General features: G+C 71.5%; 25 protein-coding genes and 1 tRNA gene. 6 read left to right on the top strand and 20 right to left on the bottom strand.

The window, feature by feature from the left end:
- Nucleotides 1-9: 9 nt before the first annotated feature.
- The 3 genes from carB to FJ694_RS10820 form a co-directional block, all read right to left on the bottom strand.
- The gene (carB, locus tag FJ694_RS10830; RefSeq protein WP_157266862.1) at nucleotides 10-3,264 is read right to left on the bottom strand and encodes a carbamoyl-phosphate synthase large subunit; all 3,255 of its coding nucleotides are present in this window, start codon (nucleotides 3,262-3,264) and stop codon (nucleotides 10-12) included.
- Nucleotide 3,265: 1 nt separating this feature from the next.
- Complete coding sequence (carA, locus tag FJ694_RS10825) at nucleotides 3,266-4,432, bottom strand: glutamine-hydrolyzing carbamoyl-phosphate synthase small subunit (RefSeq protein ID WP_157266859.1); 1,167 nt, start codon at nucleotides 4,430-4,432, stop codon at nucleotides 3,266-3,268.
- A gap of 334 nt (nucleotides 4,433-4,766) precedes the next feature.
- Nucleotides 4,767-5,177 (bottom strand): GlcG/HbpS family heme-binding protein, encoded by a 411-nt coding sequence (locus FJ694_RS10820; RefSeq protein ID WP_157266855.1) that lies wholly within the window; start codon nucleotides 5,175-5,177, stop codon nucleotides 4,767-4,769.
- Nucleotides 5,178-5,386: 209 nt separating this feature from the next.
- On the opposite strand from FJ694_RS10820, the gene FJ694_RS10815 reads away from it, so the two are divergent.
- Entirely contained in the window at nucleotides 5,387-6,085 is a 699-nt protein-coding gene (locus tag FJ694_RS10815; protein ID WP_157266852.1) for a Bax inhibitor-1/YccA family protein, read from the top strand.
- A gap of 87 nt (nucleotides 6,086-6,172) precedes the next feature.
- Here FJ694_RS10815 and rlmD read toward each other — a convergent pair whose 3' ends face one another.
- The 5 genes from rlmD to surE form a co-directional block, all read right to left on the bottom strand.
- Complete coding sequence (rlmD, locus tag FJ694_RS10810) at nucleotides 6,173-7,603, bottom strand: 23S rRNA (uracil(1939)-C(5))-methyltransferase RlmD (protein WP_157266848.1); 1,431 nt, start codon at nucleotides 7,601-7,603, stop codon at nucleotides 6,173-6,175.
- Nucleotides 7,604-7,707: 104 nt separating this feature from the next.
- Nucleotides 7,708-8,622 carry an RNA polymerase sigma factor RpoS gene (gene rpoS, locus FJ694_RS10805; protein ID WP_198320791.1) on the bottom strand — a complete coding sequence of 305 codons (915 nt, stop codon included), beginning with the start codon at nucleotides 8,620-8,622 and terminating at the stop codon, nucleotides 7,708-7,710.
- Nucleotides 8,623-8,786: 164 nt separating this feature from the next.
- Nucleotides 8,787-9,734 carry a peptidoglycan DD-metalloendopeptidase family protein gene (locus FJ694_RS10800; RefSeq protein WP_157266842.1) on the bottom strand — a complete coding sequence of 316 codons (948 nt, stop codon included), beginning with the start codon at nucleotides 9,732-9,734 and terminating at the stop codon, nucleotides 8,787-8,789.
- Nucleotides 9,735-9,755: 21 nt separating this feature from the next.
- A complete protein-coding gene (locus FJ694_RS10795) occupies nucleotides 9,756-10,556 on the bottom strand; it encodes a protein-L-isoaspartate(D-aspartate) O-methyltransferase (protein WP_157266839.1) in 801 nt (266 codons plus the stop codon).
- Nucleotides 10,553-11,308 (bottom strand): 5'/3'-nucleotidase SurE, encoded by a 756-nt coding sequence (surE, locus tag FJ694_RS10790; protein ID WP_157266835.1) that lies wholly within the window; start codon nucleotides 11,306-11,308, stop codon nucleotides 10,553-10,555. Before surE ends, FJ694_RS10795 begins: the two co-directional genes overlap by 4 nt.
- A gap of 202 nt (nucleotides 11,309-11,510) precedes the next feature.
- Between surE and FJ694_RS10785 the strand changes: the two genes are divergently transcribed.
- Both FJ694_RS10785 and FJ694_RS10780 read left to right on the top strand, forming a co-directional pair.
- A complete protein-coding gene (locus tag FJ694_RS10785; protein ID WP_157266832.1) occupies nucleotides 11,511-12,230 on the top strand; it encodes a LuxR C-terminal-related transcriptional regulator in 720 nt (239 codons plus the stop codon).
- 11 nt (nucleotides 12,231-12,241) lie between these two features.
- The gene (locus FJ694_RS10780; RefSeq protein ID WP_157266829.1) at nucleotides 12,242-13,033 is read left to right on the top strand and encodes a sensor histidine kinase; all 792 of its coding nucleotides are present in this window, start codon (nucleotides 12,242-12,244) and stop codon (nucleotides 13,031-13,033) included.
- Here FJ694_RS10780 and FJ694_RS10775 read toward each other — a convergent pair.
- The gene (locus FJ694_RS10775) at nucleotides 12,922-13,293 is read right to left on the bottom strand and encodes a hypothetical protein (protein WP_157266826.1); all 372 of its coding nucleotides are present in this window, start codon (nucleotides 13,291-13,293) and stop codon (nucleotides 12,922-12,924) included. The two genes, FJ694_RS10780 and FJ694_RS10775, sit on opposite strands and share 112 nt — an antisense overlap.
- A gap of 11 nt (nucleotides 13,294-13,304) precedes the next feature.
- A complete protein-coding gene (gene norR / locus FJ694_RS10770) occupies nucleotides 13,305-14,873 on the bottom strand; it encodes a nitric oxide reductase transcriptional regulator NorR (RefSeq protein WP_157266823.1) in 1,569 nt (522 codons plus the stop codon).
- A gap of 151 nt (nucleotides 14,874-15,024) precedes the next feature.
- Here norR and hmpA point away from each other — a divergent pair, with 151 nt between their 5' ends.
- From hmpA to FJ694_RS10755, 3 genes are all read left to right on the top strand, one after another.
- A complete protein-coding gene (gene hmpA / locus FJ694_RS10765; protein WP_157266820.1) occupies nucleotides 15,025-16,215 on the top strand; it encodes an NO-inducible flavohemoprotein in 1,191 nt (396 codons plus the stop codon).
- A 112-nt stretch (nucleotides 16,216-16,327) separates the two neighbouring features.
- Nucleotides 16,328-17,509 (top strand): HPP family protein, encoded by a 1,182-nt coding sequence (locus FJ694_RS10760; RefSeq protein ID WP_232539983.1) that lies wholly within the window; start codon nucleotides 16,328-16,330, stop codon nucleotides 17,507-17,509.
- Between the two features lie 73 nt (nucleotides 17,510-17,582).
- Nucleotides 17,583-17,667, top strand: a tRNA-Leu gene (locus FJ694_RS10755).
- An 81-nt stretch (nucleotides 17,668-17,748) separates the two neighbouring features.
- Here the strand turns inward: FJ694_RS10755 and FJ694_RS10750 are convergent.
- The 10 genes from FJ694_RS10750 to FJ694_RS10705 form a co-directional block, all read right to left on the bottom strand.
- Nucleotides 17,749-19,113 carry an adenylate/guanylate cyclase domain-containing protein gene (locus FJ694_RS10750; RefSeq protein ID WP_157266814.1) on the bottom strand — a complete coding sequence of 455 codons (1,365 nt, stop codon included), beginning with the start codon at nucleotides 19,111-19,113 and terminating at the stop codon, nucleotides 17,749-17,751.
- 1 nt (nucleotide 19,114) lies between these two features.
- Entirely contained in the window at nucleotides 19,115-19,444 is a 330-nt protein-coding gene (locus tag FJ694_RS10745) for a BufA1 family periplasmic bufferin-type metallophore (RefSeq protein ID WP_157266812.1), read from the bottom strand.
- Nucleotides 19,441-20,409, bottom strand: coding sequence for a YeeE/YedE thiosulfate transporter family protein (locus tag FJ694_RS10740; RefSeq protein ID WP_157266810.1), 969 nt, complete (start codon nucleotides 20,407-20,409; stop codon nucleotides 19,441-19,443). Before FJ694_RS10740 ends, FJ694_RS10745 begins: the two co-directional genes overlap by 4 nt.
- Nucleotides 20,410-20,429: 20 nt before the next feature.
- A complete protein-coding gene (locus FJ694_RS10735) occupies nucleotides 20,430-21,485 on the bottom strand; it encodes a patatin-like phospholipase family protein (protein ID WP_198320790.1) in 1,056 nt (351 codons plus the stop codon).
- Nucleotides 21,486-21,581: 96 nt separating this feature from the next.
- Nucleotides 21,582-22,364: a 3-hydroxybutyrate dehydrogenase gene (locus FJ694_RS10730; RefSeq protein WP_310735042.1), complete on the bottom strand. Its 783-nt coding sequence runs from the start codon at nucleotides 22,362-22,364 to the stop codon at nucleotides 21,582-21,584.
- Nucleotides 22,365-22,385: 21 nt separating this feature from the next.
- Nucleotides 22,386-23,696 (bottom strand): NAD(P)/FAD-dependent oxidoreductase, encoded by a 1,311-nt coding sequence (locus tag FJ694_RS10725; protein ID WP_157266804.1) that lies wholly within the window; start codon nucleotides 23,694-23,696, stop codon nucleotides 22,386-22,388.
- 13 nt (nucleotides 23,697-23,709) lie between these two features.
- The gene (locus FJ694_RS10720) at nucleotides 23,710-24,213 is read right to left on the bottom strand and encodes a DoxX family protein (RefSeq protein WP_232539981.1); all 504 of its coding nucleotides are present in this window, start codon (nucleotides 24,211-24,213) and stop codon (nucleotides 23,710-23,712) included.
- 80 nt (nucleotides 24,214-24,293) lie between these two features.
- Nucleotides 24,294-24,617, bottom strand: a complete 324-nt coding sequence (locus FJ694_RS10715; protein WP_157266802.1) for a BufA1 family periplasmic bufferin-type metallophore — start codon at nucleotides 24,615-24,617, stop codon at nucleotides 24,294-24,296.
- A gap of 141 nt (nucleotides 24,618-24,758) precedes the next feature.
- Entirely contained in the window at nucleotides 24,759-25,310 is a 552-nt protein-coding gene (locus FJ694_RS10710) for a hypothetical protein (RefSeq protein WP_157266800.1), read from the bottom strand.
- Nucleotides 25,311-25,359: 49 nt separating this feature from the next.
- Nucleotides 25,360-25,860, bottom strand: a complete 501-nt coding sequence (locus FJ694_RS10705; RefSeq protein ID WP_157266798.1) for a cupin domain-containing protein — start codon at nucleotides 25,858-25,860, stop codon at nucleotides 25,360-25,362.
- Between the last annotated feature and the right edge of the window lie 111 nt (nucleotides 25,861-25,971).

The following is a 25,971-nucleotide window of genomic DNA, read 5'->3' as shown; positions in this document are numbered from 1 at the left end:
GGCCGCAGTTTAGTGCAGCTGCGCGTGCATCTCCTGCAGCGAGATGACGCCGAGGTCATCCTGATGCTTGAGCGCCTCCGTGGCGGCTTCGCAGCCGGCCATGGTCGTGTAGTACGTCACGCGGTTGGCCAGCGCGGCGGTGCGGATGTAGCGCGAGTCGGCAATCGCCGTGCGCGTCTCGTCCACGGTGGTGAACACCAGCTGGATCTCGCCGCCCTTGACCATGTCGGCGATGTGCGGGCGGCCGTCCTTGACCTTGTTCACCGTCTTCACCGGGATGTCGGCCGCGGCAATCGCTGCCGCCGTGCCCTTGGTGGCCAGCAGCTTGAAGCCCATCTTGTGCAGCTCGGCGGCCACCTGCACGGCACGCGCCTTGTCGCTGTTCTTCACGCTGATGACGACCGCGCCCGAAGCCGGCAGCCGCGAGCCCGCGCCCAGCTGGCTCTTGAGCATGGCTTCGCCAAAGCTCTTGCCCACGCCCATGACCTCGCCCGTGGAGCGCATCTCCGGGCCCAGGATCGGGTCCACGCCGGGGAACTTGTTGAACGGGAATACCGCTTCCTTGACGCTGAAGTACGGCGGCACGACCTCGCGCGGCGCGCGGCCATCCCCACCCTTCTGGTCAGCCAGCTTCTGGCCGGCCATGCAGCGCGCAGCGATCTTGGCCAGCGGCTGGCCCGTCGCCTTGGAGACGTAGGGCACCGTGCGCGAGGCACGCGGGTTCACTTCCAGTACGTACACCACGGCGTTCTCGCCCGTGCCCTGGATCGCGAACTGCACGTTCATCAGGCCCACGACCTTGAGGGCCTTGGCCATCAGCGCGGTCTGGCGGCGCAGCTCGTCCTGCAGCGCGGCAGGCAGCGAGTACGGCGGCAGCGAGCACGCCGAGTCGCCGGAGTGCACGCCGGCCTGCTCGATGTGCTCCATGATCCCGCCGATCATGACGGCCTCGCCGTCGCTGATGCAGTCCACGTCCACCTCGATGGCGTCGTCCAGGAAGCGGTCCAGCAGCACCGGCGACTTCTCCGACACGCGTACGGCCTCGCGCATGTAGCGCTGCAGGTCCTTGTCGCCGTGCACGATCTCCATCGCGCGCCCGCCCAGCACGTAGCTCGGCCGCACCACCAGCGGGTAGCCGATCTCCTGCGCCAGCTGCAGCGCGGCTTCTTCAGTGCGCGCCGTGCGGTTGGGCGGCTGCTTCAGGCCCAGCTCGTGGAGCAGCTTCTGGAAGCGCTCGCGGTCCTCGGCGATGTCGATGGAGTCGGGCGTCGTGCCGATGATGGGCACGCCGTTGGCCTCCAGGTCCAGCGCCAGCTTCAGCGGCGTCTGGCCGCCGTACTGCACAATCACGCCGACGGGCTTTTCCTTGTCGACGATCTCCAGCACGTCCTCCAGCGTCACCGGCTCGAAGTAGAGGCGGTCGGAGGTGTCGTAGTCGGTGGAGACGGTTTCCGGGTTGCAGTTGACCATGATGGTCTCGTACCCGTCCTCACGCATCGCCAGCGCCGCGTGCACGCAGCAGTAGTCGAACTCGATGCCCTGGCCGATGCGGTTCGGACCGCCACCGAGCACCATGATCTTCTTCCTGTCGCTGGGCTGGGCCTCGCACTCCTCGTCGTACGTGGAGTACATGTAGGCCGTCTGCGTCGCGAACTCGGCAGCACAGGTGTCCACGCGCTTGTAGACCGGGCGCACGCCCAGGGCGTGGCGCGCGCGGCGCACGTCATGCTGGTTGCTGCCCAGCAGCTGGCCCAGGCGCTTGTCGGAGAAGCCCTTGCGCTTGAGGAAGAAGAGCTCGTCCTTCGAAAGGCTCTGCAGCGCTCGGCCCTTGAGCTGGCCCTCGAGCTGCACCAGCTGCTCGATCTGCGCCAGGAACCACGGGTCCACCGCGGTTTCCTCGAAGATCTCGTCGAGGCTCATGCCGATGCGGAAGGCGTCGGCCAGGAACAGGATGCGCTCCGGGCCCGGGCTGCCGATCTCCTCGACGATCTCGTCGCGATCGGTCGAGCGCTCGGACAGGCCGTCAATGCCCGTCTCCAGGCCGCGCAGCGCCTTCTGGAACGACTCCTGGAAGGTGCGGCCCATGGCCATCACCTCGCCCACCGACTTCATCTGCGTGGTCAGGTGCGCATCGGCCTCGCGGAACTTCTCGAAGGCGAAGCGCGGGATCTTGGTGACGACGTAGTCGATGCTGGGCTCGAACGAGGCCGGCGTGGCGCCACCGGTGATGTCGTTGCGCAGCTCGTCGAGGGTGTAGCCCACGGCCAGCTTGGCGGCGATCTTGGCGATCGGGAAACCCGTGGCCTTGGAGGCCAGCGCCGAGCTGCGGCTCACGCGCGGGTTCATCTCGATCACGATCATGCGGCCGTTGACCGGGTTGATCGAGAACTGCACGTTGGAGCCGCCGGTGTCCACGCCGATCTCGCGCAGGATCGCGATGGAGGCGTTGCGCAGCAGCTGGTATTCCTTGTCGGTGAGCGTCTGCGCCGGCGCCACCGTGATCGAGTCGCCGGTGTGGATGCCCATCGGGTCCAGGTTCTCGATCGAGCACACGATGATGCAGTTGTCCGCCTTGTCGCGGACGACCTCCATCTCGTACTCCTTCCAGCCGATCAGGCTCTCCTCGATCAGCAGTTCCTTGGTCGGCGACAGGTCCAGGCCGCGCTTGCAGATCTCCTCGAACTCCTCGGGGTTGTAGGCGATGCCGCCGCCCGTGCCGCCCAGCGTGAAGCTCGGGCGGATCACCATCGGGAAGCCCGAGCCGCCGATGTCGGCCTGGATGCGCTTTTGCACGCTCCAGGCCTCTTCCAGCGAGTGCGCGATGCCGCTCTTGGCCGAGTCGAGGCCGATCTTGGTCATCGCCTCCTTGAACTTCTGGCGATCCTCGGCCTTCTCGATGGCGTGCTCGTTGGCGCCGATCATCTCCACGCCGTACTTGTCCAGCACGCCATGGCGGTGCAGGTCCAGGGCGCAGTTCAGCGCCGTCTGCCCGCCCATGGTGGGCAGGATCACGTCCGGGCGCTCCTTGGCGATGATGCGCTCCACCACCTGCCAGGTGATGGGCTCGATGTACGTGACGTCGGCCGTGGCCGGGTCCGTCATGATCGTGGCCGGGTTGGAGTTGACCAGGATGACCTTGTAGCCCTCCTCGCGCAGCGCCTTGCAGGCCTGGGCGCCGGAATAGTCGAACTCGCAGGCCTGGCCGATGATGATCGGGCCGGCGCCGATGATGAGGACGCTCTTGATGTCAGTGCGCTTGGGCATCTCAGTTCTTCTCCGTCTGCCGTGCCGCCATCAGGTCGATGAAGCGGTCGAACAGGTACGCGATGTCGTGCGGGCCGGGGGAGGCCTCGGGGTGCCCCTGGAAGCAGAAGGCGGGTTTGTCGGTCCAGGCCAGGCCCTGCAGCGTGCCGTCGAACAGGCTCACGTGCGTGGCGCGCACGTTGGCCGGCAGCGCATCGGCCTTCACGGCAAAGCCATGGTTCTGGCTGGTGATGCCGACGCGGCCGGTGTCCAGGTCCTTCACCGGGTGGTTGGCGCCGTGGTGGCCGAACTTCATCTTGAAGGTCGGCGCGCCGGCGGCCAGCGCCATGATCTGGTGGCCCAGGCAGATGCCGAAGGTCGGCAGCCCGCTGTTGATGAGCTCGCGCGCGGCCTCGATGGCGTAGTCGCAAGCGCCCGGGTCGCCGGGGCCGTTGGACAGGAACAGGCCGTCGGGATTGAGCGCCAGCGCCTCGCGCGCCGGCGTCTGCGCCGGCAGCACCGTCACGCGGCAGCCGCGGCTGGCGAGCATGCGCAGGATGTTGAGCTTGACGCCGTAGTCGTAGGCCACGACGTGGAAGCGCGGTGCCTCCTGCGTGCCGTAGCCGCTGCCGAGCTGCCACTCGGTCTGCGTCCACTCGTAGGGCTCGCGCGTGGACACGACCTTGGCCAGGTCCTGGCCGTTCATGTCCGGCGCCGAGCGCGCACGGGCCACGGCCTCGGCCCGCAGCTCCTCGCTGATGACGGTGCCCACGGGATAGGCCACGATGCAGCCGTTTTGCGCGCCGCTGGTGCGCAGCACGCGCGTCAGGCGCCGGGTGTCGATGTCGGCGATCGCCACCGTGCCTTGCGACTGCAGGTACTCGGTAAGCGACTGTCCGGCACGGAAGTTGGACACGCGCACGGGCAGGTCCTTGATCACCAGGCCGGCGGCATGGACCTTCGAGGCCTCGACATCCTCGCCGTTGACGCCGTAGTTGCCGATGTGCGGATACGTCAGCGTGACGATCTGGCGGCAGTAGCTCGGGTCGGTGAGGATTTCCTGGTAGCCGGTGAGCGCGGTGTTGAACACCACTTCGCCGACCGTGTGACCGGCGGCGCCGATCGAGGTCCCCTGAAAGACCGTGCCGTCTGCAAGTGCGAGAAGTGCGGGAGGCTGTACAGGCAGCAAGGAAGACTCCGGTGTGTGAGTGCACGCCCGGCGCTGCTGTGGCGCTCGTGTGGATGCGCTGCCGGCGGGGAGCCGGCGGCAGCAGGTGGCGAATTTCGCCGGGCGGGGTGTTGGCGGGTAAACCTCGGAATTATAGCCGCCCCCGGGTTTTCACCCGGACCCGCCCCCGCGCCGCGTGAGGAGTTGCTCCGCGCAGTTCACACTCCCGCCACGCTCGGCCGCCGCACCGGCCCGGTGCGCGCTCCCCTGGCCTGACCAGGGCCGCGCGCCCGGCAATCACCTGGACATCATCCGGGAACCCGGCTCAAGTCACCTTAAGCCGCATCAAGCCGCATCAATTGGTTTTCAGCGCCGCGATGCCGGCGCGCGCCACCTGCGCGTCCTCGTTGGACTTGACGCCGCTCACGCCCACGGCGCCGATGCAATGGCCCTCGACCATCACCGGCACGCCGCCTTCGAGCAGCCCTTCGATGCCCGGCGCGCTCAGGAACGAGGTGCGGCCCTGGTTGATCATGTCCTCGTAGCCCTTGCTCTCGCGGCGGCCCAGCGCCGCGGTGCGGGCCTTGGCCGGGGCGATCTGCGCCGACACCGGCGCCGCGCCGTCCAGGCGCTGCAGCCACAGCAGGTGGCCGCCGTCGTCGACGATGGCAATCGTCACGGCCCAGCCGTTGGCCTGCGCCTCGGCGCGGGCGGCCTCGCCCATGGCCTGCACGTCGTCCTGGGTCAGCATCGGTCGGTTCTTCATGATTTCTCTTTCTTGGGGTGGGTGAGGAAAAAGGGCCGCCACTGTAGACGCGGCAACCCGGCCTTCGGCGGCACGGCCGCGCAAAACAGTTTCACCGCCGGTGCAGCAATGGGCGCGCCGATTGATCGGCAGCAATCCCCCAAAGGGCGGAACTAGAATGAATCGAGCGGATCGAATCCGCGTTCCGATCATCTTTGGAGGCTTCTCTCATGGACCAACGCCTGCAGACCGCCTATCCCGGCCAGGGGACGGCAGGCTCGCTGAGCGCGCAGCGCAACCGCGTGCTGCGCAATACCTACTGGTTGCTGGCGCTGTCGCTGATACCCACGGTGCTGGGCGCCTGGGTCGGCGTGAGCACCGGCATCGTCGCCGCGATGGGCACGGGCATGAGCCTGGCCGTGTTCTTCATCGGCGCCTTCGGCCTGATGTTCGCCATCGAGAAGACGAAGAACTCCGCCGCCGGCGTGCCCGTGCTGCTGGCCTTCACCTTCTTCATGGGCCTGATGCTGTCGCGGCTGCTGGCCATGGTGCTGGGCTTCAGCAACGGCGCCCAGCTGGTGATGACGGCCTTCGGCGGCACCGCTGCGGTCTTTGCCTCGGTGGCCATGCTGGCCACCGTCGTCAAGCGCGACCTCTCGAACATGGGCAAGTTCCTGTTCGTGGGCGTGATCCTGCTGCTGGTGGCCATGGTGGTGAACATCTTCGTGCAGTCCAGCGCGCTGATGATGACGCTGTCCGTGATTGCCATCGGCCTGTTCTCCGCCTTCCTGCTCTACGACATCAAGCGCGTGATCGACGGCGGCGAGACGAACTACATCAGTGCCACGCTGGCCATCTACCTGGACCTCTACAACATCTTCCAGAACCTGCTGATGCTGCTGGGCATCTTCGGCGGCGACCGCGAATAACTCGAAACACTCGCCTCATGCAAAAGGCCCCTCGCGGGGCCTTTTCTCGTTCTTGCGGCTGCCTGCCCCCGCTCTGGGCGGCGTGCGTCAGGCCTCGGCGGGCTGTGCCTGCGCTGCGGCCGGCTCGGCGCCGGACCGGGGCGCCGTCGGGTCGTACTCGAACACCGCCATGCTCTCCACGTGCGCCGTGTGCGGGAACATGTTCACCGCGCCGGCGGCCGTGCAGCGGTAGCCCGCCTGGTGCACCAGCAGCCCGGCGTCACGCGCCAGCGTCGCCGGGTTGCAGCTGACGTAGACGATGCGCTGCGGCGGCGTCCAGCCCGCCGGCGCCAGTGCGGGGGTCTGGTGCAGGTCGGCCAGCGCCTTGGCCAGCGCAAAGGCCCCCTCGCGCGGCGGGTCCACCAGCCAGCGCTGCGCGCTGCCGTAGGCCGTCACGTCCGCAGGCGTCAGCTCGAACAGGTTGCGTGCCGCGAAGCTGGCCTTGTGCGCCAGGGCGTTGCGCATCGCGTTCTCGCGCGAGCGCTGCACCAGCGCCTCGCTGCCCTCGATGCCCAGCACCTCGCGCGCCTGCGTGGCCAGCGGCAGGGTGAAGTTGCCCAGGCCGCAGAACCAGTCGATGACGCGCTCGTCCGGCTGCACGTCCAGCAGCCGCAGCGCCCGGCCCACTAGTACCGTGTTGATGTGGTGGTTCACCTGCGTGAAATCGGTGGGCTTGAAGGGCATGACCACGCCGAACTCGGGCAGCGTGTAGGCCAGCTCCGGGCCACCCTGGTCGAGCAGGTGCACCGTGTCCGGCCCCTTGGGCTGCAGCCACCACTGCACGCCGTACTCGGCGGCGAAGTCGCGCAGGCGCTGCGCGTCGGCTGCGCTCAGCGGCTCCAGGTGGCGCAGCACCAGCGCCGTCACCAGCCCCTGCGGGCCCTCGCCGATGGCGACCTCGATCTGCGGCAGCCGGTCACGCGCTTCCATCGAGGCGATGAGCGCGCGCAGCGGCATCAGCATGGCGCCCACGTGGGCGGGGAGCACCTCGCAGCGCTGCATGTCGGCCACGTAGCGCGACTTGCGCTCGTGAAAGCCCACCAGCACCGTGCCCTTCTTGACCACGTGGCGCACCGACAGCCGCGCGCGGTAGCGGTAGCCCCAGGTCGGCCCCTCCACCGGGCGCAGCAGCTGCTCCGGCTTGACCTTGCCCAGGTGCCAGAGGTTGTCCTCCAGCACGCGCTGCTTGATGGCGATCTGCGCCCCGGGGTGCAGGTGCTGCATCTTGCAGCCGCCGCAGGCGCCGGCGTGCAGCCCGAAGTGCTGGCAGCCCGGCACCACGCGCTGCGCACTCTCGCGCCGGATCGCCTCCAGCGTGCCCTGCTCCCAGTTGTTCTTGCGCCGGGACACGTTCACCTGCACCTGCTCCCCCGGCAGCGCCCCTTCGATGAAGACCACCTTCCCCTCGGCGTTGTGGGCCACGCCTTGCGCATCGAGATCCAGCGACTCGACGCGCAGCCATTCCTTGTCAACCGTCATGGGCGCGGATTATCCGGCCCGGGCGAAGGCTTCCCGCCGCGCACGGCCTTCCATGCCCGCAAGCAGCCGGCACGATGTCGCGCCGAAGATGGCCCCGGGACAGGTCAGAAGATGGAGTCGCGGTCGATGCCGTTGCGCACCATGCGCCGCTTGAGCTTGACCAGCGCCTCCTGCTGGATCTGGCGAATGCGCTCGCGCGTGAGTCCCATGCGCTCGGCCAGCACCTCCAGCGTCTCGGGCTCGCGGTCGTGCAGCCCGTAGCGCCCGGTGAGCACCTCGCGCTCGCGCTCGTTGAGCTCGCTGATGCCGTTGCGCAGCAGTTGCTCCACCTCGCGCACGAGGGTGTGACCGAGCGGGTCGAGCGCCTGGTCGTCGGCCACGGTGTCGAGCATGGACTCGCCCTGGTCGCGCTCCAGCGGCGCGTCCAGCGAGGTCGGCTGCTCGGCAAAGCGCAGCAGCGCCGCCACCTCCTGCACCGGGCGGCGCAGCGCCGCGGCCACCTGTTCCACGCTCACCGTGCGCTCGCCACTCTGGGCCGGCGCCCCCTGGGCGCTCTCCAGCGCGCGGCGCATCTTGAGCACCTGGTTGAGCTCGCGCACCACGTGCACCGGCAGCCGCACCAGCCGGGCCTGATGCATGATCGCGCGCTCGATGTTCTGGCGGATCCACCACGAGGCGTAGGTGGAGAAGCGGAAACCCCGCTCCGGCTCGAACTTGCCAATGGCATGCATGAGCCCGAGGTTGCCTTCCTCGATCAGGTCGGTCATGGGCAGGCCGCGGCCCATGTAGTTCTTGGCGATGCTGACCACCAGGCGCAGGTTGCGCTCGATCATGTCCTGGCGCGCCTGGAAATCGCCCGCGCGCGCGCGCACCGCGGTGTCGTATTCCTGCTGCGGCGTGAGCAGCGGCGCGCGGCGGATCTCGCGCAGGTAGAGCTGCAGCGTGTTGCCGACGTCGGACTCACCCGGCGGCAACGGCGCGCCGGCCTCGGCCTCGGCCTGGGACTCGACTTCGGCCATCGGCTCGGCGGCCGCCTCGGCCAGCGGCGTGGCGGCGGCGGGCGCGTCGTCGAGGTCGTCGAGCGCCGCCACCAGCGGCACGATGTTCACCGGATTCACCGCCGAGCCCTCGCGCATGTCGAATCGCTTGCTCATCGGTAGCCTCCGGTGGAGAAAGAGCGCCGTCAGCGCGGCGGTAGCAGCCGGGCCGGGTCGATGGGTTTGCCCTGCTTGCGGATTTCGAAATGCAACTGGACGCGGCTGGCGTCGCTGGAGCCCATCTCGGCAATGCGCTGGCCGCGGCGCACGACCTGATCTTCCTTGACCAGCAGCGTCTGGTTGTGCGCGTAGGCCGTCAGGTATGTGTTGTTGTGCTTCACGATCACCAGGTTGCCGTAGCCGCGCAGGCCCGAGCCGGCATAGACCACGCGCCCGTCGGCCGCGGCCAGCACCGGGTCGCCGGCCTTGCCGGTGATGGTGATGCCCTTGTTGCGCGCGTCGTCGAAGGTGCCGCTGACCGGGCCGCCCGCGGGCCAGATCCAGTTGATGTTGTCATCGGGCTCGCGCGTGGCCGGGGTCTCGCGTGGCGCCGGCGCCGGTGCCGGCGCGCTGGGCGCGGCGGCCGAGGCGCTCTCGCCGGCCGAGGCGGCGGTAGCCACCGCCGTGGGGGCCGAGGAGGCCGACGCGGAGGTTGCCGCCGGTGCGGGCCTGGCATCGAGCGGCCGGCTCTCGACGCGGGCGCTGGCCACGGGGCGCGTGGCCACGACGCTCGGGTCCACGCTGGGCGGCACCACGCGCACCACCTCGCCGACCTCGATCTGGTTCGGGTTGTCGATGCCGCTCCAGCGCGCGATGTCCTTCCAGCTCTGGCCGTTCTCCAGCCCGATGCGGATCAGCGTGTCGCCCGGGCGGATGGTGTAGTAGCCGGGCTTGCCGGCGTTCTCGATGCCGCGCAGCGGCTTGACCGGCGGCGCGGGCACCGCGGCGGGTGCGGGGGACGGCGGGCGCACGGCGGGCGTGGCGCGCTCCTCGACGGGCGCCTGCTGCTGGGTCGAGGCGCAGCCGACGATCAGCATCGTCGAGACCACGCTCACTGCCACCGCACGGCTACCGCGCCAGGAATTCGAACTCATCGGCAAGAGGACACTCCGCTTTCAACCAATCCCGGATTTTAGGGGCACGAAGTGCACCGCCTCGTGCACCTGGCGCACCCAGTCGGTCTCGGTGCGGTCCACCACCATCAGCACCTGGCCGCCGCCGGCGCCGTGCAGCGGCGCCACCAGGCGCGCGCCCGGCGCCATCTGGTCGAGCCAGGACTGCGGCAGCGCCTCGCCGCCGGCCGCGGCGATCACGGTGTCGTACGGCGCGTTGGGACCGTGGCCCAGGCGCCCGTCGCCCCAGACCAGGCGCAGGTTGGCGCGGCGCAGCGGCTGCAGCAGCTCGCGCGCGCGCTCGTGCAGCGGGCGCAGCCGCTCCACCGAGATCACCTGCGTGCCCAGCACGCCCAGCAGCGCGGCCTGGTAGCCGCTGCCGGTGCCGATCTCCAGCACGCGGCCGAGCGAGCCGCGCTGGCGCGCCGACTGCCCTTCGAACAGCAGCGCCAGCATGCGCGCCACCACCGAGGGCTTGGAGATGGTCTGGCCGTGGCCGATGGGCAGCGCCGTGTCCTCGTAGGCCTGCGCCACCAGCGCCGCGTCCACGAAGTGGTGCCGCGGCACCTGCTCCAGCGCCTGCAATACCGGCTCGCAGCGCAGGCCCTGCGCGCGCAGCCGCTGCACCATGCGCGCGCGCACCGCGCCGGAGTCCAGGCCCAGGCCGCTGGGCGCGCTGTGGCGGCGCGCGTCGGCCGCCGCCTCGTGCACCGGGCGCTGCGGGCGCTGCGGCGCCATGGGGGCCTGCGCGCCGGGAGCCACCCGGTCGAGCCTGATCGGGAAGCGCGGCGCGCGCGGCTTCATGGCTGCGTGCGCTGCAGCGCCGCCTGCCACGCCGGCAGCGTGGCATGGCAGGTCAGGTCCACCTGCAGCGGCGTGATCGAGACGCAGCCGCTGGCCGTGGCGTGGAAGTCGGTGCCCTCGCCCGCCTCGCGCGCGTCCCCGGCCGGGCCGATCCAGTAGATCGGCTCGCCGCGCGGGTTGGTCTGGCGGATCACGGGCTCGCTGGCGTGGCGCCGGCCCAGCCGCGTCACGCGCCGCGGCAGCTGCTCGGACTGCGCGTGGTTGGGAATGTTGACGTTGAGCAGGAACGCGCCCGTGGCCGGCGGGCGGCGCAGCACCTCCTCGACGATGGCGCGCGCGGTGCGCGCCGCGCTCTCCAGGTGGTGCCAGCCGCGCTCGGTCTGCGAGAAGGCGATGGCCGGCACGCCGAAGAGAAAGCCCTCCATCGCCGCGGCCACGGTGCCCGAGTACAGCGTGTCGTCGCCCATGTTGGCGCCGTTGTTGATGCCCGACAGCACCAGGTCCGGCCGCTGCGGCAGCAGCCCGGTGAGCGCCACGTGCACGCAGTCCGAGGGCGTGCCGTTGACCACGTTGAAGCCGTTGCCGGCCTGGAACACCGTCAGCGGCCGGTGCAGGCTCAGCGAGTTCGACGTGCCGCTGGCGTTCTGCTCGGGCGCGATCACGTCGATCTCGCCCAGGTCCCGCATGGCCGCCACCAGCGCGGCCAGTCCGGGCGCAAGGTAGCCGTCGTCGTTGGCGATCAGGATTCGCATCGATGCTTTCTGTTGGGGAGACTGCAAGGAAGTGCGGCCGGGGCACCGCACGGCAGGCGTACCGTGGCGCCGCGCGCGCCAGCGGCCGAAGGCGGGGCAAGGTTAGCGGGTGTTAGGATAATTTCAACAACACAACGGCCGCACAAGTTCACGCCTGCAGTCCCGGCGCCGCGGCTCATTGCTTGGGATGGGGGGCGCTGCCATGACCGTGAAGGTCTTGATCCTGGAAGACAACCCGGTCGCGCGCGGCTTCCTGCGCCGCGTGGTGCGCGAGAGCTTCAGCGACGACATGAGCGTCACCGAGGCCAACGACCTGGAAAGCGCGCGCCGCCACGTCGCGCAGGCGGGCAACGCCCCGTTCCGGCTCGTGCTGGTGGATCTGGAGCTGCCCGACGGCACCGGCCTGGAGCTGCTCTCCGAGCTCGCGAGCTACCCCGCGCACCGCGTCGTCACGACGCTGTATGCGGACGACGACCACCTCTTCCCCGCGCTGCGCTGCGGCGCCGACGGTTACCTTCTCAAGGAAGACCGCTTCGAGCTGCTGGTGGAGGAGCTGCAGAAGATCGTGCGCGGCCAGCCGCCGCTGTCGCCGGCCATCGCGCGGCGGCTGCTGGCGCACTTTCGCGGCGGCACGCCGGGCGCGGCACCGGCATCGGCATCGGCACCTGCACTCAGCGCGCAGCCCCTGCCGCCAGGCCGCGTCGCGCTGGAGCCGGTGCACGACGAGCACGACCGCCTGACCCCGCGCGAGAGCGAAGTGCTCACCTTCCTGAGCAAGGGCTTCACGATCAAGGAAATCGCCGGGCTGCTGGACATCAAGTGGTTCACCGTCAACGACCACATCAAGTCCATCTACAAGAAGCTCAACGTCTCCAGCCGCGCCGAGGCCGCCGTGCTGGCCAGCAAGCAGGGGCTGGTCTGACGGCGCGCGGCATGCGCCGGCGCATCCGCTCCGCCCCCGCCTTCACGGCCGAGGACCTGCGCCGCGCCGCCGAGGCGGCACGCCGCGAGGAGCGCCTGCGCCTGGCGCAGGACCTGCACGACGACCTGGGCGCGCGGCTGCTGGCCCTGCTGGTGCATGCCGACGACGCCCGCAGCGCCGAGGCGCTGCGCCTGGCGCTGCAGGACCTGAAGCTGCTCACGCGCGGCCTGGCCGCCGGCTGCCACCGGCTCCTTCATGCCGAGGCGGAATGGCGCGCCGAGCTGCACCGCCGCCTGGCGGACGCCGGCTGCGCGCTGGCGTGGCGCTTCGAGGCCGACGCCGACCTGGACCTCGGCGTGGCGCAATGGTCCGCGCTCACGCGCGTGCTGCGCGAGCTGACCAGCAACGCCATCGCCCACGCCCGCGCCACGCGGGTGGACATCGAGTGGCGCTGCGCCGGCCGGCGCCTGGAGCTGACGGTGCGCGACGACGGCCCCGGTGGCGACCCGCAACAGTGGGCGCACGGGCTGGGCCTGTCCGGCGTGCGCCGCCGCGTGCGCGATCTCGGCGGCGAGGTGACGTGGCAGCCCTGCGCGCCGCGGGGCATCGAGTGCCGGGTGGTGGTGCCGCAGCTGCAGGACGCCGCGGCGCGTAAGGCGCCCCTCGCCGGCGCCCGTTCCACCTGTTCCGCCTACTCCTCCAGCGCCTCCCAGGCCAGCGACACGCGCTGCACCCCTTGCACCGCCGTCGTGGCCAGCAGCCGCAGCGGCTGCCCCGGCGGCACGCGCAAGTTGAAGCGGTAGTCCAGCGAGTCGCTGCCCTCGGCGCTGTCCACGCGGCGCGACCAGCGCAGCGCGCCGTCCACCGAGATGCGCAACTCGTGCCAGGCGTCGTCCACGCCCGCGCGCCGGCGCACGACGAAGCGGCAGTCGAGCTCGAAGACACGCTCGCGCTGCGCGTCGGCGGGGATGTCCAGCCGCGCCACGTCGGCGCCGCCGGCGTCGAGGCTCCAGCGCTCGCGCGGACCCTGCGCGCCTTGTCGGATGCTGTGTTGCTTGCCCATGGCGCCCGATGCTAGCCAAGCGCGGCGCCGCGCCCGGGCCTGAGGCCCAGCCGCCGCGCCAGCCGGTGGAAATTGGCCCGGTCCATGCCCGCCTCGCGCGCCGCCGCGGCCATCGAGCCGCCATGGCGGGCCAGTGCCTCGGCGATCCAGCGCCGCTGGAACGCGTCGGTGGCCTCGCGCAGCGTGGGCGCCGCGGCAGCGTCCCGGCCGGGCAAGGCGTCCGGGACAGCTGCCCCGGACACGGCATCGGCCGGCGCCCGTGCCGGGGACAGCGCCGCCCCGGCCGCCTCGCCCAGCAGGTGCCGCGGCTCGACCGCGATCCAGCGCCCCTTGCCCGGCTCCATGCGCGCGCGCAGCGCGGCGCGGCTGACCAGGTGCTCCAGCTCGCGCACGTTGCCGGGCCAGGCCTGCTGCAGCAGCAGCGCCTTGCTCGCGGGAGACAGCCGCAGGTTGCGCGCGCCCAGCCGGTGCTGGTTCTCCTCCAGGAAACCTTCGGCCAGCGCCAGCACGTCGCGGCCACGCTCGCGCAGCGGCGGCACGTGCAGCGGGTACACCGCCAGCCGGTGGTACAGGTCGGCGCGGAAGCGCCCGGCAGCCACCTCGGCCGCCAGGTCGCGGTTCGTCGCCGCGATGACGCGCACGTCCACGTGCACCACGGCGTCGCTGCCCGGGCGCTGCACCTCCCCGGCCTGCAGCACGCGCAGCAGCTTGGCCTGCACCGCCGGCGCCAGCTCGCCGACCTCGTCGAGGAACAGCGTGCCGCCGTCGGCCAGCTGAAAGCGCCCGGCCCGCGCCTGCGTGGCGCCGGTGAAGGCGCCGCGCCGATGCCCGAACAGCTCGCTGTCGGCCAGCGTCTCGGGCAGTGCCGCGCAGTTCACCTGCACCAGCGGCCGCTCCCGGCGCAGGGACTGCGCATGCAGCCGCTGCGCCACCAGCTCCTTGCCCACGCCGGTCTCGCCCAGCACCAGCACCGTCAGGTCGGTGGCGGCGACGGTGTCGATCTCGCGCCGCAGCCGCTGCATCGCGGCGCTGCGGCCCAGCAGCTCGCGCGGCGCCCGGGCGCCGGCCTGCAGCTCGCGCACCAGCTCGTGCTCGTGCGCGGCGCTCTCGGCCAGCTCGCGCAGCGCCTGCGCCGACGCCACGCCCTGCTCCACCAGTTGCGCCAGCGCCGGCAGCTGCGCCTGCACCGCGTCGAAGCGCCCGGGCTGCAGCGCGTCCAGCGTCAGCAGCCCCCAGGTCCAGCCGTGCAGCCGCAGCGGCGCGCCCATGCAGTCGTGCACCGGCAGGATTTCCGGCTGGTGCGCCACCAGGCCGTCATAGGGGTCCGGCAGCGCGCAGTCGGCCGGCAGGCGCTGCCCCTGCGGGCTGCGCAGCAACAGCGCCAGCCGCGGATGGGCCGACACCGGAAAGCGCCGCCCCAGGGCCTCCTCGCTCAGGCCGCGCACCGCCACCGGCACCAGCACCTCGCCGTCGAGCCGCAGCAGCGCCACGGCATCGGCCCCGGCCATGGCCTGCACCGCGTCCAGCAACGCGGCGTAGTGGCCCGCTTCCTCACCAGCGTCGTGCAAGCGTGTCTCCATGACCGCATTGTTGTCGCTTTGACTACAGGACAGGTGTCGTCTAAACGACACGCCAGGGATTGATTCTGAGATGGATCAACGACTTGGCCCGGTATTCATGGCTGGCCCGGGTCTTGATAAAGGGCAAGCCGTCGCCCACAGGAGAACGCCCATGCTGTCGCCCCAGACCATTGCCCTCGTCAAAGCCACCGTGCCCGTGCTGCAGGAGCACGGCGAGGCCATCACGCGCCACTTCTATCCGCTGATGTTCAAGGAGCATCCGGAAGTGAAGGCCTTCTTCAACGAGGCGCACCAGGCCGGCGGCACGCAGCCGCGCGCGCTGGCGCACGCGGTGCTGGCCTACGCCTCGAACATCGACCGGCTGGAGCAGCTCGCCGGCGAGCTGCCGCGCATCATCCACAAGCACGTGGCGCTGGGCGTGCTGCCCGAGCACTACCCGATCGTCGGCAAGTACCTGCTGCGCGCCATCCGCGAGGTCCTGGGCGCGGCGGCCACCGACGAGATCATCCAGGCCTGGGCCGAGGCCTACGGGCTGCTGGCCCAGGTGCTGACCGAGGCCGAGGAGCAGGTCTATGCCGGCAATGCCGCGCGCCCGGGCGGCTGGCGTGGGGCACGGCGTTTCCGCGTCGCGCGCCGCGAGGACGAGAGCGAGCTGATCACGTCCTTCTACCTGGCCCCCGCCGACGGCGGCGAACTGCCCGCCTACCGGCCCGGCCAGTACCTGACGCTGCTGCTCGACATCGACGGCCAGCCCGTGCGCCGCAACTACTCGCTCTCCGGCCCGTCGGGCCGGGACACCTGGCGCATCAGCGTCAAGCGCCAGCCCGGCGGCAAGGTCTCGAACTGGCTGCACGACCATGCCCGGGCCGGCACCGAGCTGCAGGTGCTGCAGCCCGCGGGCGACTTCGTGCTCGACGAGGCGCAGAGCCACCGGCCGCTGCTGCTGGTCACCGGCGGCGTGGGCATCACGCCGGCCATGGCGATCCTGGAGACCGTGGCCGAGACCGGCCGCCCGGTGCACTTCGTGCACGCCGCGCGCCACGGCGGCGCGCATGCCTTCCGGGGTCGGGTGCAGGCGCTGGCGGAGCAGCATCCGAACGTGCAGGCCTTCTTCCTGTACGACGAGCCGCGCGAGGGCGACCGGCCGCACGCCGTGGGCCACCTCACGCCCGAAGTGCTGGCCCGGCACCTGCCCGCCGACCGCGACGCGGACCTCTACTTCATCGGCCCCAAGCCCTTCATGCAGGCCGTGCGCCAGCACGCGCTGGCCCTGGGCGTGCCGGCGCAGCGGCTGCGCTGGGAGTTCTTCGGCCCGCTGGAGCAGCTCGAAGAGGCGGCGTGACGCGCGGCGCCGGGCCGCTGTCGCGCCGGCCCCACGCCTGCGACCCCACGCCCGCACCGGAATGGTGCCGGCGTGCAGACTCCCGCCCTTTGCCGGCCCGCCCTTGCAGTACGTGAAGCCGTTCCAAGAGTCCCTGAAACGCCTGCTCCCGCCGCGCCTGGACGTGGCGCCCGGCGAGCGGCTGCGCGCCGCCGGGGGTGGCCTCGCCGGGCTGCTGGCCACCGCGCTGCTGGCGCGGGCCCTGCTCGACGCCGGGCAGCCCTGGCTCATCGCGCCGATGGGCGCCTCGGCCGTGCTGCTGTTCGCGCTGCCGGCCAGCCCGCTGGCGCAGCCCTGGCCGGTGCTGGGCGGCAACCTGGTGTCGGCCGTGGTGGGCATGGCCTGCGCGCAACTCCTGGGCGCCACGCCGCTGGCCGCGGGCCTGGCCCTCGCGCTGGCGCTGCTGGCCATGTTCGCGCTGCGCTGCCTGCACCCGCCGGGCGGGGCCATCGCGCTCACGGCGGTGCTGGGCGGGCCGGCGCTGCAGGCGATGGGCTTCAGCTTCGTGCTGGCGCCGGTGGGCCTGCACACCGCGCTGCTGCTGGTGGCGGCTGCCCTCTATAACAACCTCACCGGCCGCGCCTACCCGCACCGCGCCACGCCGGTGGTGCCCGGACACCAGACCGCCGACGCCGCGCCGAATCGGCGCCTGGGCTTCACCGCCGAAGACCTGGACGCCGTCATGCGCCGCTATGGGCAGGTGCTCGACATCGACCGCGACGACCTCGACAGCCTGCTGCGCCAGGCCGAGATGCAGGCGTACCAGCGCCGCTTCGGCGTGATCCGCTGCGGCGACATCATGTCGCGCGACTTGGTGACGGTGGAGTTCGGCACCTCGCTGCAGGAAGCCTGGCACCTGCTGCGCCGGCATCGCGTCAAGGCACTGCCGGTGGTGGACCGGGCGCGGCGCGTCATCGGCATCCTGACGCTGGTGGACTTCATGAAGCACGCGCAGCTCGACCGCCACGAGGGCTGGGCCATGAAGCTGCGCGACTTCCTGCGCCCCAGCGGCCTGACGCACAGCGACAAGCCCGAGGCCGTGGGCCAGATCATGACCACCGGCGTGCACACCGCCAGCGTGGACACCCACGTCGTCGAACTCGTGCCGCTGCTGTCCGACCTGGGCCTGCACCACATCCCGATCGTGGACCAGGAGCGCCGCCTGGCCGGCATGGTCACGCAGTCGGACTTGGTGGCGGCGCTGTACCGCGGTGGCGTAGACGAGGCCACCGGCTTTGAAAAAGCAGTTGCCTGAAAAAATTCGATAAAAACGCTTGCCTAGTCGCTGAATATGCTGCTAAACTGCGAAGCACTTGAGACGAACACCTGCCCAGGTGGCGGAATTGGTAGACGCACTAGTTTCAGGTACTAGCGGGTAACTCCGTGGAGGTTCGAGTCCTCTCCTGGGCACCAAAAAGAAAAGCCGGCCATGTGCCGGCTTTTCCCATTTCCGGGCCCGGGAAGCACTTGGCTTTCTTCGTTTCCGGGTCAGATTCACCGCATGTGTGCCGGTGCAGCAAGCGCCGCCAGCACGGCCAGATCGGTCGCTCCGGCCACGCCTCTGACCGCCGCCCCCGGGCACAACGCCTTCTCCCCTGCATACCCCTGGCCCCGCGCCCGCTCCCAGGCCGCGCGCGTGGCCAGCGCCCGCGTGCCCTGGGCCTTGTTGTGCTTCTCCAGCTTGGCCGCGAGGTTCACCGCGTCGCCGATGACGGTGTATTCCAGCCGCTGCCCGTCGCCGACGATGCCGAACACCACCTCGCCCGTGGCCAGCCCGGCGCCCACGTCGGGCGCGGCCAGGCCGGCACGGGCGCGCACGGCGCGCCAGCCGTCCACCGCCTGCACGATCTCGTCCACCGCGCGCAGCGCATTCGCCGCATGCGCCGCATCCGGCGCCACCGCGCCGAAGCTGGCCAGGATGCCGTCGCCCAGGAACTTGTCCACGCTGCCGCCGTGGCGCCGCACGATCGGCACGACCAGCCGCTGGTACTCGCCCAGCAGCGCGATCACGCCGTGCGGCCCAAGGGCCGCGGAGGCCGCCGTGAAGCCGCGCAGGTCCAGAAACAGGATGGCGGCCTCGCGCAACTCGCCCTGCCCCGCCATGAGGTCGAGCTCCGAGCCCGTGATGCGCCGCGCCACCGCGTCGTCGAAGAACAGTGACAAATCCGCCACCGCGCGCTGCTGCGAAAGCGCCCCGCGCAGCAGCGCGCGCGAGCGCGCCAGGGCCAGCGTCAGCGTGGCGGTGAAGAGCGCCAGGGCCAGCAGCTTGTCGAGCTCGCCGCCCGGGTGGACCTGCAGCGAGCGCAGCGACGTGACGTAGTCCCAGGTGACCGGGTTCGAAGGCGCCTCCAGCAGCGCCCAGCCCAGCAGCCCCAGCCAGCCGATGAAGGCCGTCGCGCCCGACACCGCCACCCACAGCGGCTCGAAGCGCAGCGCCCGCAGCGCCACCAGCACGAAGACGTAGACGAAGGCCGTGCCCTTGAGCGCGAACTGCGGCGGCTGCTCGTGCTGCAGCGCGTAAGCCGCGAGCGTCCCGATCAGCACCGCCATCTCCGCCACCACGCCGGCGGCGAGCAGCCGGGGGCCGAGCTGGCCGGTCCAGGCGGCGTAGAGACGCAGCAGCGCCAGCAGGGCCAGCAGGCTCAAACCCAGCGGCGCCGCGCGCACCGGCGCGTCGGGCGCGTAGCCGGGCGGCGCGGCGCCCAACAATGCCGCCAGCAGCGCGATCAGCAGCAACTGCACCCCGGCCACCAGCACCTCGGCACGGAACTGCTCGGCCGCCAGCGCCTGCCGCACCCGCGGCGGCAGCGCCGCGCCGCCGGCCTCGGGCAGCAGCCAGGAACGCCAGGTGAAGTTCATGTCAGCCCCCTGCGCCGGAGTCACCGCCGCGCAGCCGCCCGCCCGCGATGCGCTCGCAGGTGCCCGCGGGCAGGCTGATCCACTCCTCCGCGCCGCCGTCCTCGCGGGCCTGGCCGGCGCAGGCGTGGGTGCTGGTGCCGCAGTCGTTGCGCCCGGCACGCACCACGCCGTGGCAGCGCTCGCGCTCGAACACGAAGCGCGCGCCCGGCGCGTCCAGCGCATGCGTGTAGCGCTGCACCGCCGCCAGCGCCGCCAGCAGCGCGGCGCCCAGCACCACGGCGTTGGCCAGCGGCGTGGCCCGGCCCGGCGCCGCCTCGGCCGCCGCGCTCATCGGGCCCTCCCGCCCAGCGCCGGCCAGGTGAGCACCTCGGACAGCCGCATCGCCGCCGCGATGGCCGCGCACATCAGGCCAAACGCCAGCCAGGCGTGGAGATGCAGCAGCGGCAGCCCCACCAGCACCAGGCCGTCGTTGGAGCCGGGAATCAGCAGGCTGCCCGCGGCCATGAGCGCGCCGCCGGCCAGGCTGCGCAGCCACTGCGCCGGCGTGGGCCGCACGCTCTTCAATCGCCCCGCCGTGTAGCCCCCGAGCAGCGCGCCGCCCAGCAGCGCGCCCAGCAGCGCCAGCGGCAGGCCCGGGTGCGCGGCCATGCGCTGCGCCAGCGCCGCGAGCAGGTCCGTGTAGGCCCAGGCGCCGGCCAGCAGCCAGCTCAGCAGGAACGTCACGCCGATCACAACCGTGGCCGCGTGCGGCGTCCACACCCGCGCCGCCAGGTTGCGTGCCACACCGCCGCGCAGGCCACGGCCCAGCCGCCACAGCGCGAACGGCACGAAAGCCGCGGCAAGCCATGCCGGCGCCAGCAGCCCGGCCGGGCTCGCCGTGGCACCCGCCTCCGCCAAGGGCAGGAACGGCCGCACCACCAGGCAGCCCATGTAGAAACCCAGCGGCACCGCCGCCTGCGACCATTGCCCCGAGCCCAGCCGCGCGATGGCGCCGAAGACGCAGGCGCCGTTGACCCACGCGCCCAGGCCCAGCAGCAGCGCGCCCGCGACGGTGGCACCCGTCACCGGCCGCGGTGCCGGCATCAGCGCGGTCCAGCCCAGTGACTGCGCCAGCGCCAGGCCGCCGGCCACCCACAGCGCGGCCTCGCCCATGGCCAGCAGCCGCCGCGCGCTGCGCTGGCGCAGCACCTCCTCGACGGCCGCGACGGTGCAGGTGGCGCCGCGCTGGATGGCGAATCCCATCACCGCGACGCAGGCCAGCACGGCCGCGAGCGCGGCGGCGGACAAGGCTTCCATGGCCCGCTCCTTTCAGCGCTTCACAGGAACTCGGCGCGCAAATCCACGCTGGAGCGCTGGCCCAGGGCGTCGAAATGCTGCTGCAGCCAGCGCCCGGCATGCGCGCGCCCGGCGTCGCGCAGCTGCATGAGAAAGCCCCAGTCGCAGTTGAGCTTGCTGGAGACGTCGTAGCTGCTCATCACGTCGTCGGCGCGGATGGAGTGGATGAGCATCTGCTTGAACTCCGCGGCGTCGAGCTTGCCGCGCTCGATCAGCCCGGAGACGAAGACGATGGCGCGCATCTCGCGCATCAGCGAGGAGTTGAAGCTGACCTCGTTGAGCCGGTTCAGGATTTCGCCGGCCGTGGTCGGCACGCCGCGGCGCACGATCGGGTTGAGGTGCACGATCAGCACGTCGCGCGAGGCGCAGTCGTAGATCAGCGGGTAGATGGCCGGGTTGCCCATGTAGCCGCCGTCCCAGTAGGGCTCGCCGTCGATCATCACCGACTGGAACATGAACGGCAGGCAGGCCGAGGCCAGCACCGCGTCGGCGCTCACGTCGGCACAGCTGAAGATGCGCACCTTGCAGGTCTGCACGTTGGTGGCGCACAGGAACAGTTTTATTGCCGATTGCGCGCGCAACCGCTCGAAGTCCACGTGCGCCTCCAGCACGTCGCGCAACGGGTTGAAGTTCATGGGGTTGAGCTGGTACGGCGAAAACACGCGCGTGAGCAGCTCCATCCAGAAGTAGGCCGGCGAATGCTCCAGCGAGAAGCCGTCGAGCCACTGCATCCACGGCAGCGCGCGGTACGGGCTCCAGCGCTGGCCGGCGTCCGAGACGGCTTTCCAGAACTGTTCCAGCGCTTCGCGCGCGCCCTCGGGCCCGCCGACCGTCCAGCCGTGCGCCAGCACCGCAGCGTTCATCGCGCCGGCGCTGGTGGCGCTGATGCCCTCGAAGCGGATGCGCCCGTCCTCGATGAGGCGGTCCAGCACGCCCCAGGCGAAGGCGCCATGCGCGCCGCCGCCCTGCAGCGCCAGGTTGACGGTCTTGACTTCCGGCCGGGCGGCGGCGTTGCGGCCGGCGGGTTTCACGCGCATGTCCATGGCGTCTCCTGAGTCATCGCGGTCGTGCTCGGCATTCATGACGGTGTCCGCTCCCCATTGCCTGATGGCGGACACGCATGGGACGCCGTCTCAGTGCTGCGTCCAGCCCCCGTCCATGGGGATGGCCGTGGCGGTCATGGAGGCCGCGGCGTCCGAGGCCAGGAACACCGCCAGCGCGGCGAGCTCCTCCACGCGCACGAATTCCTTGCGCGCCTGGTGCGCCAGCATCACGTCGCGCACCACGGCCTCGGGCGCGATGCCGTGGGCGCGGGCCTGGTCGGCGATCTGTTGCTCCACCAGCGGCGTGCGCACGTAGCCCGGGCACAGCGTGTTGGCGGTGATGCCGAACTCGGCCAGTTCCACCGCCACGCAGCGCGTCAGGCCCACGAGCCCATGCTTGGCCGCCACGTAGGCCGACTTGAAGGGCGAGGCGGTGAGCCCGTGCGCCGAGGCCACGTTGAGGATGCGCCCGAAGCGCCGCGCCTTCATGCCCGGCACCACGGCCTGGATCAGCGCGAAGGCGGCCGTGAGGTTGATGGCCAGCACGGCGTCCCACTTCGCCTGCGGAAACTCCTCCACCGGCGCCACGTGCTGGATGCCGGCGTTGTTGACGACGACGTCCACGCGGCCGAAGGCGCTTTCGGCCTGCGCCGCCAGATCCCTCACCTGCTCCGGGCGGCTCATGTCGGCGCCGTGGTAGCGCACCTGCACGCCGAACTCGCGCTGCAGCTCGGCGCGCGTGAACTCGATCTCGTCGGCCTGGCCCAGGCCGTTGAGCATCACGTCGGCGCCCTGCGCCGCGAAGGCCCGCGCAATGCCCAGCCCGATGCCGCTGGTGGAGCCGGTGACGATGGCAGTTTTGCTGGCAAGCAACATGGCGAACTCCTTGGGGTGTCAGACAGTGGGTTGCGAAGGCGTCGGCAGCGGTTGCCCCGGCACCGGCTCCGCGTCCGCCTCCGCCGTGCGCGTGAAGCGCAGGTGCGTGATGTCGGCGCTGAAGAACATGCTCCAGCTCCACTCGACCCAGATGCGCAACTTGCGCCCCCAGGTCGGCATGAGCAGCAGGTAGTACGCGCGCCACAGCAGCCAGGCCGGCAGGCCCGACAGGGACAGCCCACCCACCTGCGCCACGCCCTTCAGGTGGCCGGTGGTGGCCATCATTCCGCGCGAGCGGTGGCTGAAGGGCCGTGTCGGCGTGCCCTCCAGCGTGGCCAGCAGGTTGTCAGCCAGCGCCCGGGCCTGCGCCACGGCGAACTGCGCCGTGGGCGGGCATGGCGTGCCGTCGCCGTTGGGCACCAGCGCGCAGTCGCCCAGCGCCCACAGGCCCGGCCGCTGCGGCACCGACAGGTCCGGCGCCACCGGGATGCGCCCGCGCTGCAGTGCCAGGCCGAGCTGCTCCACCAGCGGATTGGCCCGGGTGCCGATGGTGCACACCACCGTCGCGCCCTCGATGAAGCCGCCGTCGGCCAGCGCCACGCCCTCGGCTTGCACGGCGGCGGCGCGCGCGCCGAGCCGCACCCGCACGCCGCGCGCGGCCAGCGAGCGCGCCGCGGCCTCGCCCAGCGACGCGGGCAGCTCCGGCAGCAGGCGCTCGCCGTCGTGCAGCAGCGTCACGGACGGCTCGTCCGGCGCCACACGCGGATAGGCGCGCAATGCGCCGCGAATGAAGTCGGCCAGTGCCCCGGCCACCTCCACCCCGGAGAAGCCGCCGCCGATGACGACGAAGCCGCCGAGCAGGCGCCGCCGCGCCGCATCACTTTCCAGCTCGATGCGCGCCAGCCGCTGCAGCACGCGGTTGCGGATGAACATGGCGTCGCCCACCAGCTTCAGCGGCAGCGCGTGCTTGGGCGATCCGGGCACCAGGTCCAGGTTGGCACGGGTGCCGAAGGCCAGCACCAGGTGGTCGTACGGCAGGTCCAGCGGCCCTGCCAGGGTGGACAGGCGCAGCGTGCGCGCCTGCCCATCGACCCGCGTCACCCGGCCCATGACGAAGCGGCTCGACTTGAGCATCTCGCGAATGGGTGCCACCACCTGCTCCGGGAACACCGCCGCCCCGACCACCTCGGCCAGCAGCGGATTGAAGGTCGTGGTGCTCTCCTCGCTCACCAGCGTGAGCTGCCAGCCTTCGGGCAGCCGCCGCTCCAGGCGGCGCGCCAGCGCGGTGCCGCCGAAGCCGCCGCCCACGATCACGACGTGGCGTGTCATGGCTCGCACTCCATCAGCGCGGCAGCGCCGGCGCGCGGCGCTGCAGCAGCCCATCGAGCGACAGCGCGCCCGCGCCGTGCGTGAGCGTCACCAGCAGCATCAGGCCCCAGGTCTGGTGATCCTTGAACCCCGCGGCGCCCAGGTCCGGGTAGGAGATGACGGCCACGACGTTGAAGACGAAGAGCACGGCCGCCGCGAAGCGCGTGCCCAGACCCAGCACCAGCAGCACCGGGAAGAACAACTCCACGCCCGTGCCCAGCAGCGCGGCGGCTTCCGGCGGCAGCAACGGCACGGCGTACTCGTTCTCGAACAGAGACAGCGTCGTGTCCCAACTGGCGATCTTGGTCAGGCCCGACTTGAAGAACACGGCCGCGACCGTCAGCCGCAGCGCCAGGTCCACCAGCGGCGACAGCCGCTCCAGGCCGCGCGCCGCGCGCCGGCCCAGTGCCAGCGCCCGCCCCGCCACGCCCGGCGCCGCAGCGGCGGGCAACTCCATGGGATTGTTGACGTAATGCACCTTGATTGCTCCTGCGTGATCGTGGAAGGGCCGGCGTGCCGGGGTCCGCCGCCCGGAGGCGGCGGCCCCATCGAGGCGCGTCAGCCGGCCTTCTTGCCGCCGGCCGCCAGCGCCGCCGCCCCGCCGTGCTGGTTCTCGGGCTTGTCGGTGACCATGCCGCCGGCGATGCGGGCGCAGGTGCCCTTGGGCACGAGGATCCAGGCTTCCGAGTCGCGGTCCATGGTCGAGGTGCCGGCGCAGGCGCTCTTGCTGGTGCCGCAGTCGTTCTTGCCGGCCTTGACGATGCCGGCGCACTTCTCCATGTCGCCCTTGGCCGCCAGCGCGGTGCCGCTGGCCAGCGATCCGCCCAGCGCCACCAGCGTGGCGATGGAAGCGGCGACGAGGGTATTGGCTTGCTTGCTCATGTCAGGCTCCTTGATCGGTGAAAGCGAAGGTTATGAAGGTGGAGGCCGCGGCGCCTGGTTGCCAGTGCAACTTCATTGCCGCGGTGAATCCAGTGTGGTTGACGGGGTTCACGTGGCCGTGTCGGGGAGTTCACGTTTTCATCACGCCGCCGCCAGGGCCTCGAAGCGCTGCACGTAGTCGCGCAGCACCCGCGCCGCGCTCAGCGCCTCGTCGTTGCCCAGGTGCGCTGCGGCGCCGCACAGGCGCGCGAGCGCGCCTTCGAGCTCGTAGTCCACGGCCTCCAGGTCGGCGCTGTCGCGGCCCTCGTAGGCGGCCTGCGCCGCGGGCTGGGCCATCGACTGCGCCGACAGGTCCAGGAAGAAGCGCCGGTTCGGGTGCGCCACCCGGTACAGCAGCCTCCCCGCGGCATAGACGCAGGCATCGCCGGCCGGGCCGCAGATGACCACCGTGTCGGCCTCCACCATGCGCACCTGCGCCGCCACGCCCAGCAGCGCCGCGGGCCAGAACTGGCCGAACAGCACGACGTTGCACTCGTCCTCGCGCGGGCGGCGCGGGGCGCTGCCGGAGCCGGTGTCGAAGCCGGAGTCGGAGTCGGAGTCGAACGACAGGCTGTCGTCCACGCCGCCGAGGTCGGCGGACAGCGCCGACGCCAAGGCCAGCGAGACGTTGCGGGCGGGATGGCGGATGTTCATGGCGGCCTCCGTGAGTGAGCGCTGCCGGCGCGCGGCCGGCGGCGGCGCGTCACATGTCGTGCGGGTTGTGCGGCTGGTCCACGGGGAAGAGATCGACCGAGATCAGCACCGCCGGCGTGGAGCCCGTGTTCTTCCACCAGTGCGAGGTGCCGTTCCTCTCGGGCGCGACGTCGCCGGCGCGGTGCACGATCGGCACGGCGCAGCTGCTGGCGTACTCGGTGACCTCGCCCGAGACCGTGTAGATCATGGCGGGCCGGTGGTCGTGGCTGTGCCAGGGCACGATGCCGCCGGGCTGGATGTCGAGCTGGCGCAGCCGGAACGAGCGGCCCTGCAGCGCCAGCGGCTCGCGCGAGAGGTCGGTCATGGCGCGCACCACGTCCGTGACGCCCTGCGGCATCGTCGGGCCCGTGGCCTGGCCTCGGCCGTCGGCCACGCGCTTGTCGGCCGGGCATTCGCCGGCCAGCGCAGTACCCGCCGCCAGCGCGGTCAGCGCAGCCAGGGCCACGGAGGGCGCCGCGCGGCGCAGGGAAAGGAGGTTCAGACGGTTCATGCTGCGTGCTCCATCGAAGGGGATTTCCGATGGACGGCCTCTCGATCCTTCATCGGGCCGCCCGCAGACAACTCTGGCCGGCGCGATTCACCGCGCGGTCCCGTGTTGGTC

Origin of the sequence: Azohydromonas aeria, assembly GCF_009760915.1 — a bacterium.
Taxonomy (GTDB): domain Bacteria; phylum Pseudomonadota; class Gammaproteobacteria; order Burkholderiales; family Burkholderiaceae_C; genus Azohydromonas; species Azohydromonas aeria.
The sequence above is the reverse complement of the archived record's forward strand: the minus strand, read 5'-3'. Positions and strand labels throughout refer to the sequence as shown.

Excerpts from the sequence above, each read along its gene's own strand:
- carB (WP_157266862.1), bottom strand. The coding sequence starts at position 3,264 with ATGCCCAAGCGCACTGACATCAAGAGCGTCCTCATCATCGGCGCCGGC.
- FJ694_RS10820 (WP_157266855.1), bottom strand. The coding sequence starts at position 5,177 with ATGAAGAACCGACCGATGCTGACCCAGGACGACGTGCAGGCCATGGGC.
- FJ694_RS10815 (WP_157266852.1), top strand. The coding sequence starts at position 5,387 with ATGGACCAACGCCTGCAGACCGCCTATCCCGGCCAGGGGACGGCAGGC.
- rlmD (WP_157266848.1), bottom strand. The coding sequence starts at position 7,603 with ATGACGGTTGACAAGGAATGGCTGCGCGTCGAGTCGCTGGATCTCGAT.
- rpoS (WP_198320791.1), bottom strand. The coding sequence starts at position 8,622 with ATGGCCGAAGTCGAGTCCCAGGCCGAGGCCGAGGCCGGCGCGCCGTTG.
- FJ694_RS10800 (WP_157266842.1), bottom strand. The coding sequence starts at position 9,734 with ATGAGTTCGAATTCCTGGCGCGGTAGCCGTGCGGTGGCAGTGAGCGTG.
- FJ694_RS10795 (WP_157266839.1), bottom strand. The coding sequence starts at position 10,556 with ATGAAGCCGCGCGCGCCGCGCTTCCCGATCAGGCTCGACCGGGTGGCT.
- surE (WP_157266835.1), bottom strand. The coding sequence starts at position 11,308 with ATGCGAATCCTGATCGCCAACGACGACGGCTACCTTGCGCCCGGACTG.
- FJ694_RS10785 (WP_157266832.1), top strand. The coding sequence starts at position 11,511 with ATGACCGTGAAGGTCTTGATCCTGGAAGACAACCCGGTCGCGCGCGGC.
- FJ694_RS10780 (WP_157266829.1), top strand. The coding sequence starts at position 12,242 with ATGCGCCGGCGCATCCGCTCCGCCCCCGCCTTCACGGCCGAGGACCTG.
- FJ694_RS10775 (WP_157266826.1), bottom strand. The coding sequence starts at position 13,293 with ATGGGCAAGCAACACAGCATCCGACAAGGCGCGCAGGGTCCGCGCGAG.
- norR (WP_157266823.1), bottom strand. The coding sequence starts at position 14,873 with ATGGAGACACGCTTGCACGACGCTGGTGAGGAAGCGGGCCACTACGCC.
- hmpA (WP_157266820.1), top strand. The coding sequence starts at position 15,025 with ATGCTGTCGCCCCAGACCATTGCCCTCGTCAAAGCCACCGTGCCCGTG.
- FJ694_RS10750 (WP_157266814.1), bottom strand. The coding sequence starts at position 19,113 with ATGAACTTCACCTGGCGTTCCTGGCTGCTGCCCGAGGCCGGCGGCGCG.
- FJ694_RS10745 (WP_157266812.1), bottom strand. The coding sequence starts at position 19,444 with ATGAGCGCGGCGGCCGAGGCGGCGCCGGGCCGGGCCACGCCGCTGGCC.
- FJ694_RS10740 (WP_157266810.1), bottom strand. The coding sequence starts at position 20,409 with ATGGAAGCCTTGTCCGCCGCCGCGCTCGCGGCCGTGCTGGCCTGCGTC.
- FJ694_RS10735 (WP_198320790.1), bottom strand. The coding sequence starts at position 21,485 with ATGCGCGTGAAACCCGCCGGCCGCAACGCCGCCGCCCGGCCGGAAGTC.
- FJ694_RS10725 (WP_157266804.1), bottom strand. The coding sequence starts at position 23,696 with ATGACACGCCACGTCGTGATCGTGGGCGGCGGCTTCGGCGGCACCGCG.
- FJ694_RS10715 (WP_157266802.1), bottom strand. The coding sequence starts at position 24,617 with ATGAGCAAGCAAGCCAATACCCTCGTCGCCGCTTCCATCGCCACGCTG.
- FJ694_RS10710 (WP_157266800.1), bottom strand. The coding sequence starts at position 25,310 with ATGAACATCCGCCATCCCGCCCGCAACGTCTCGCTGGCCTTGGCGTCG.
- FJ694_RS10705 (WP_157266798.1), bottom strand. The coding sequence starts at position 25,860 with ATGAACCGTCTGAACCTCCTTTCCCTGCGCCGCGCGGCGCCCTCCGTG.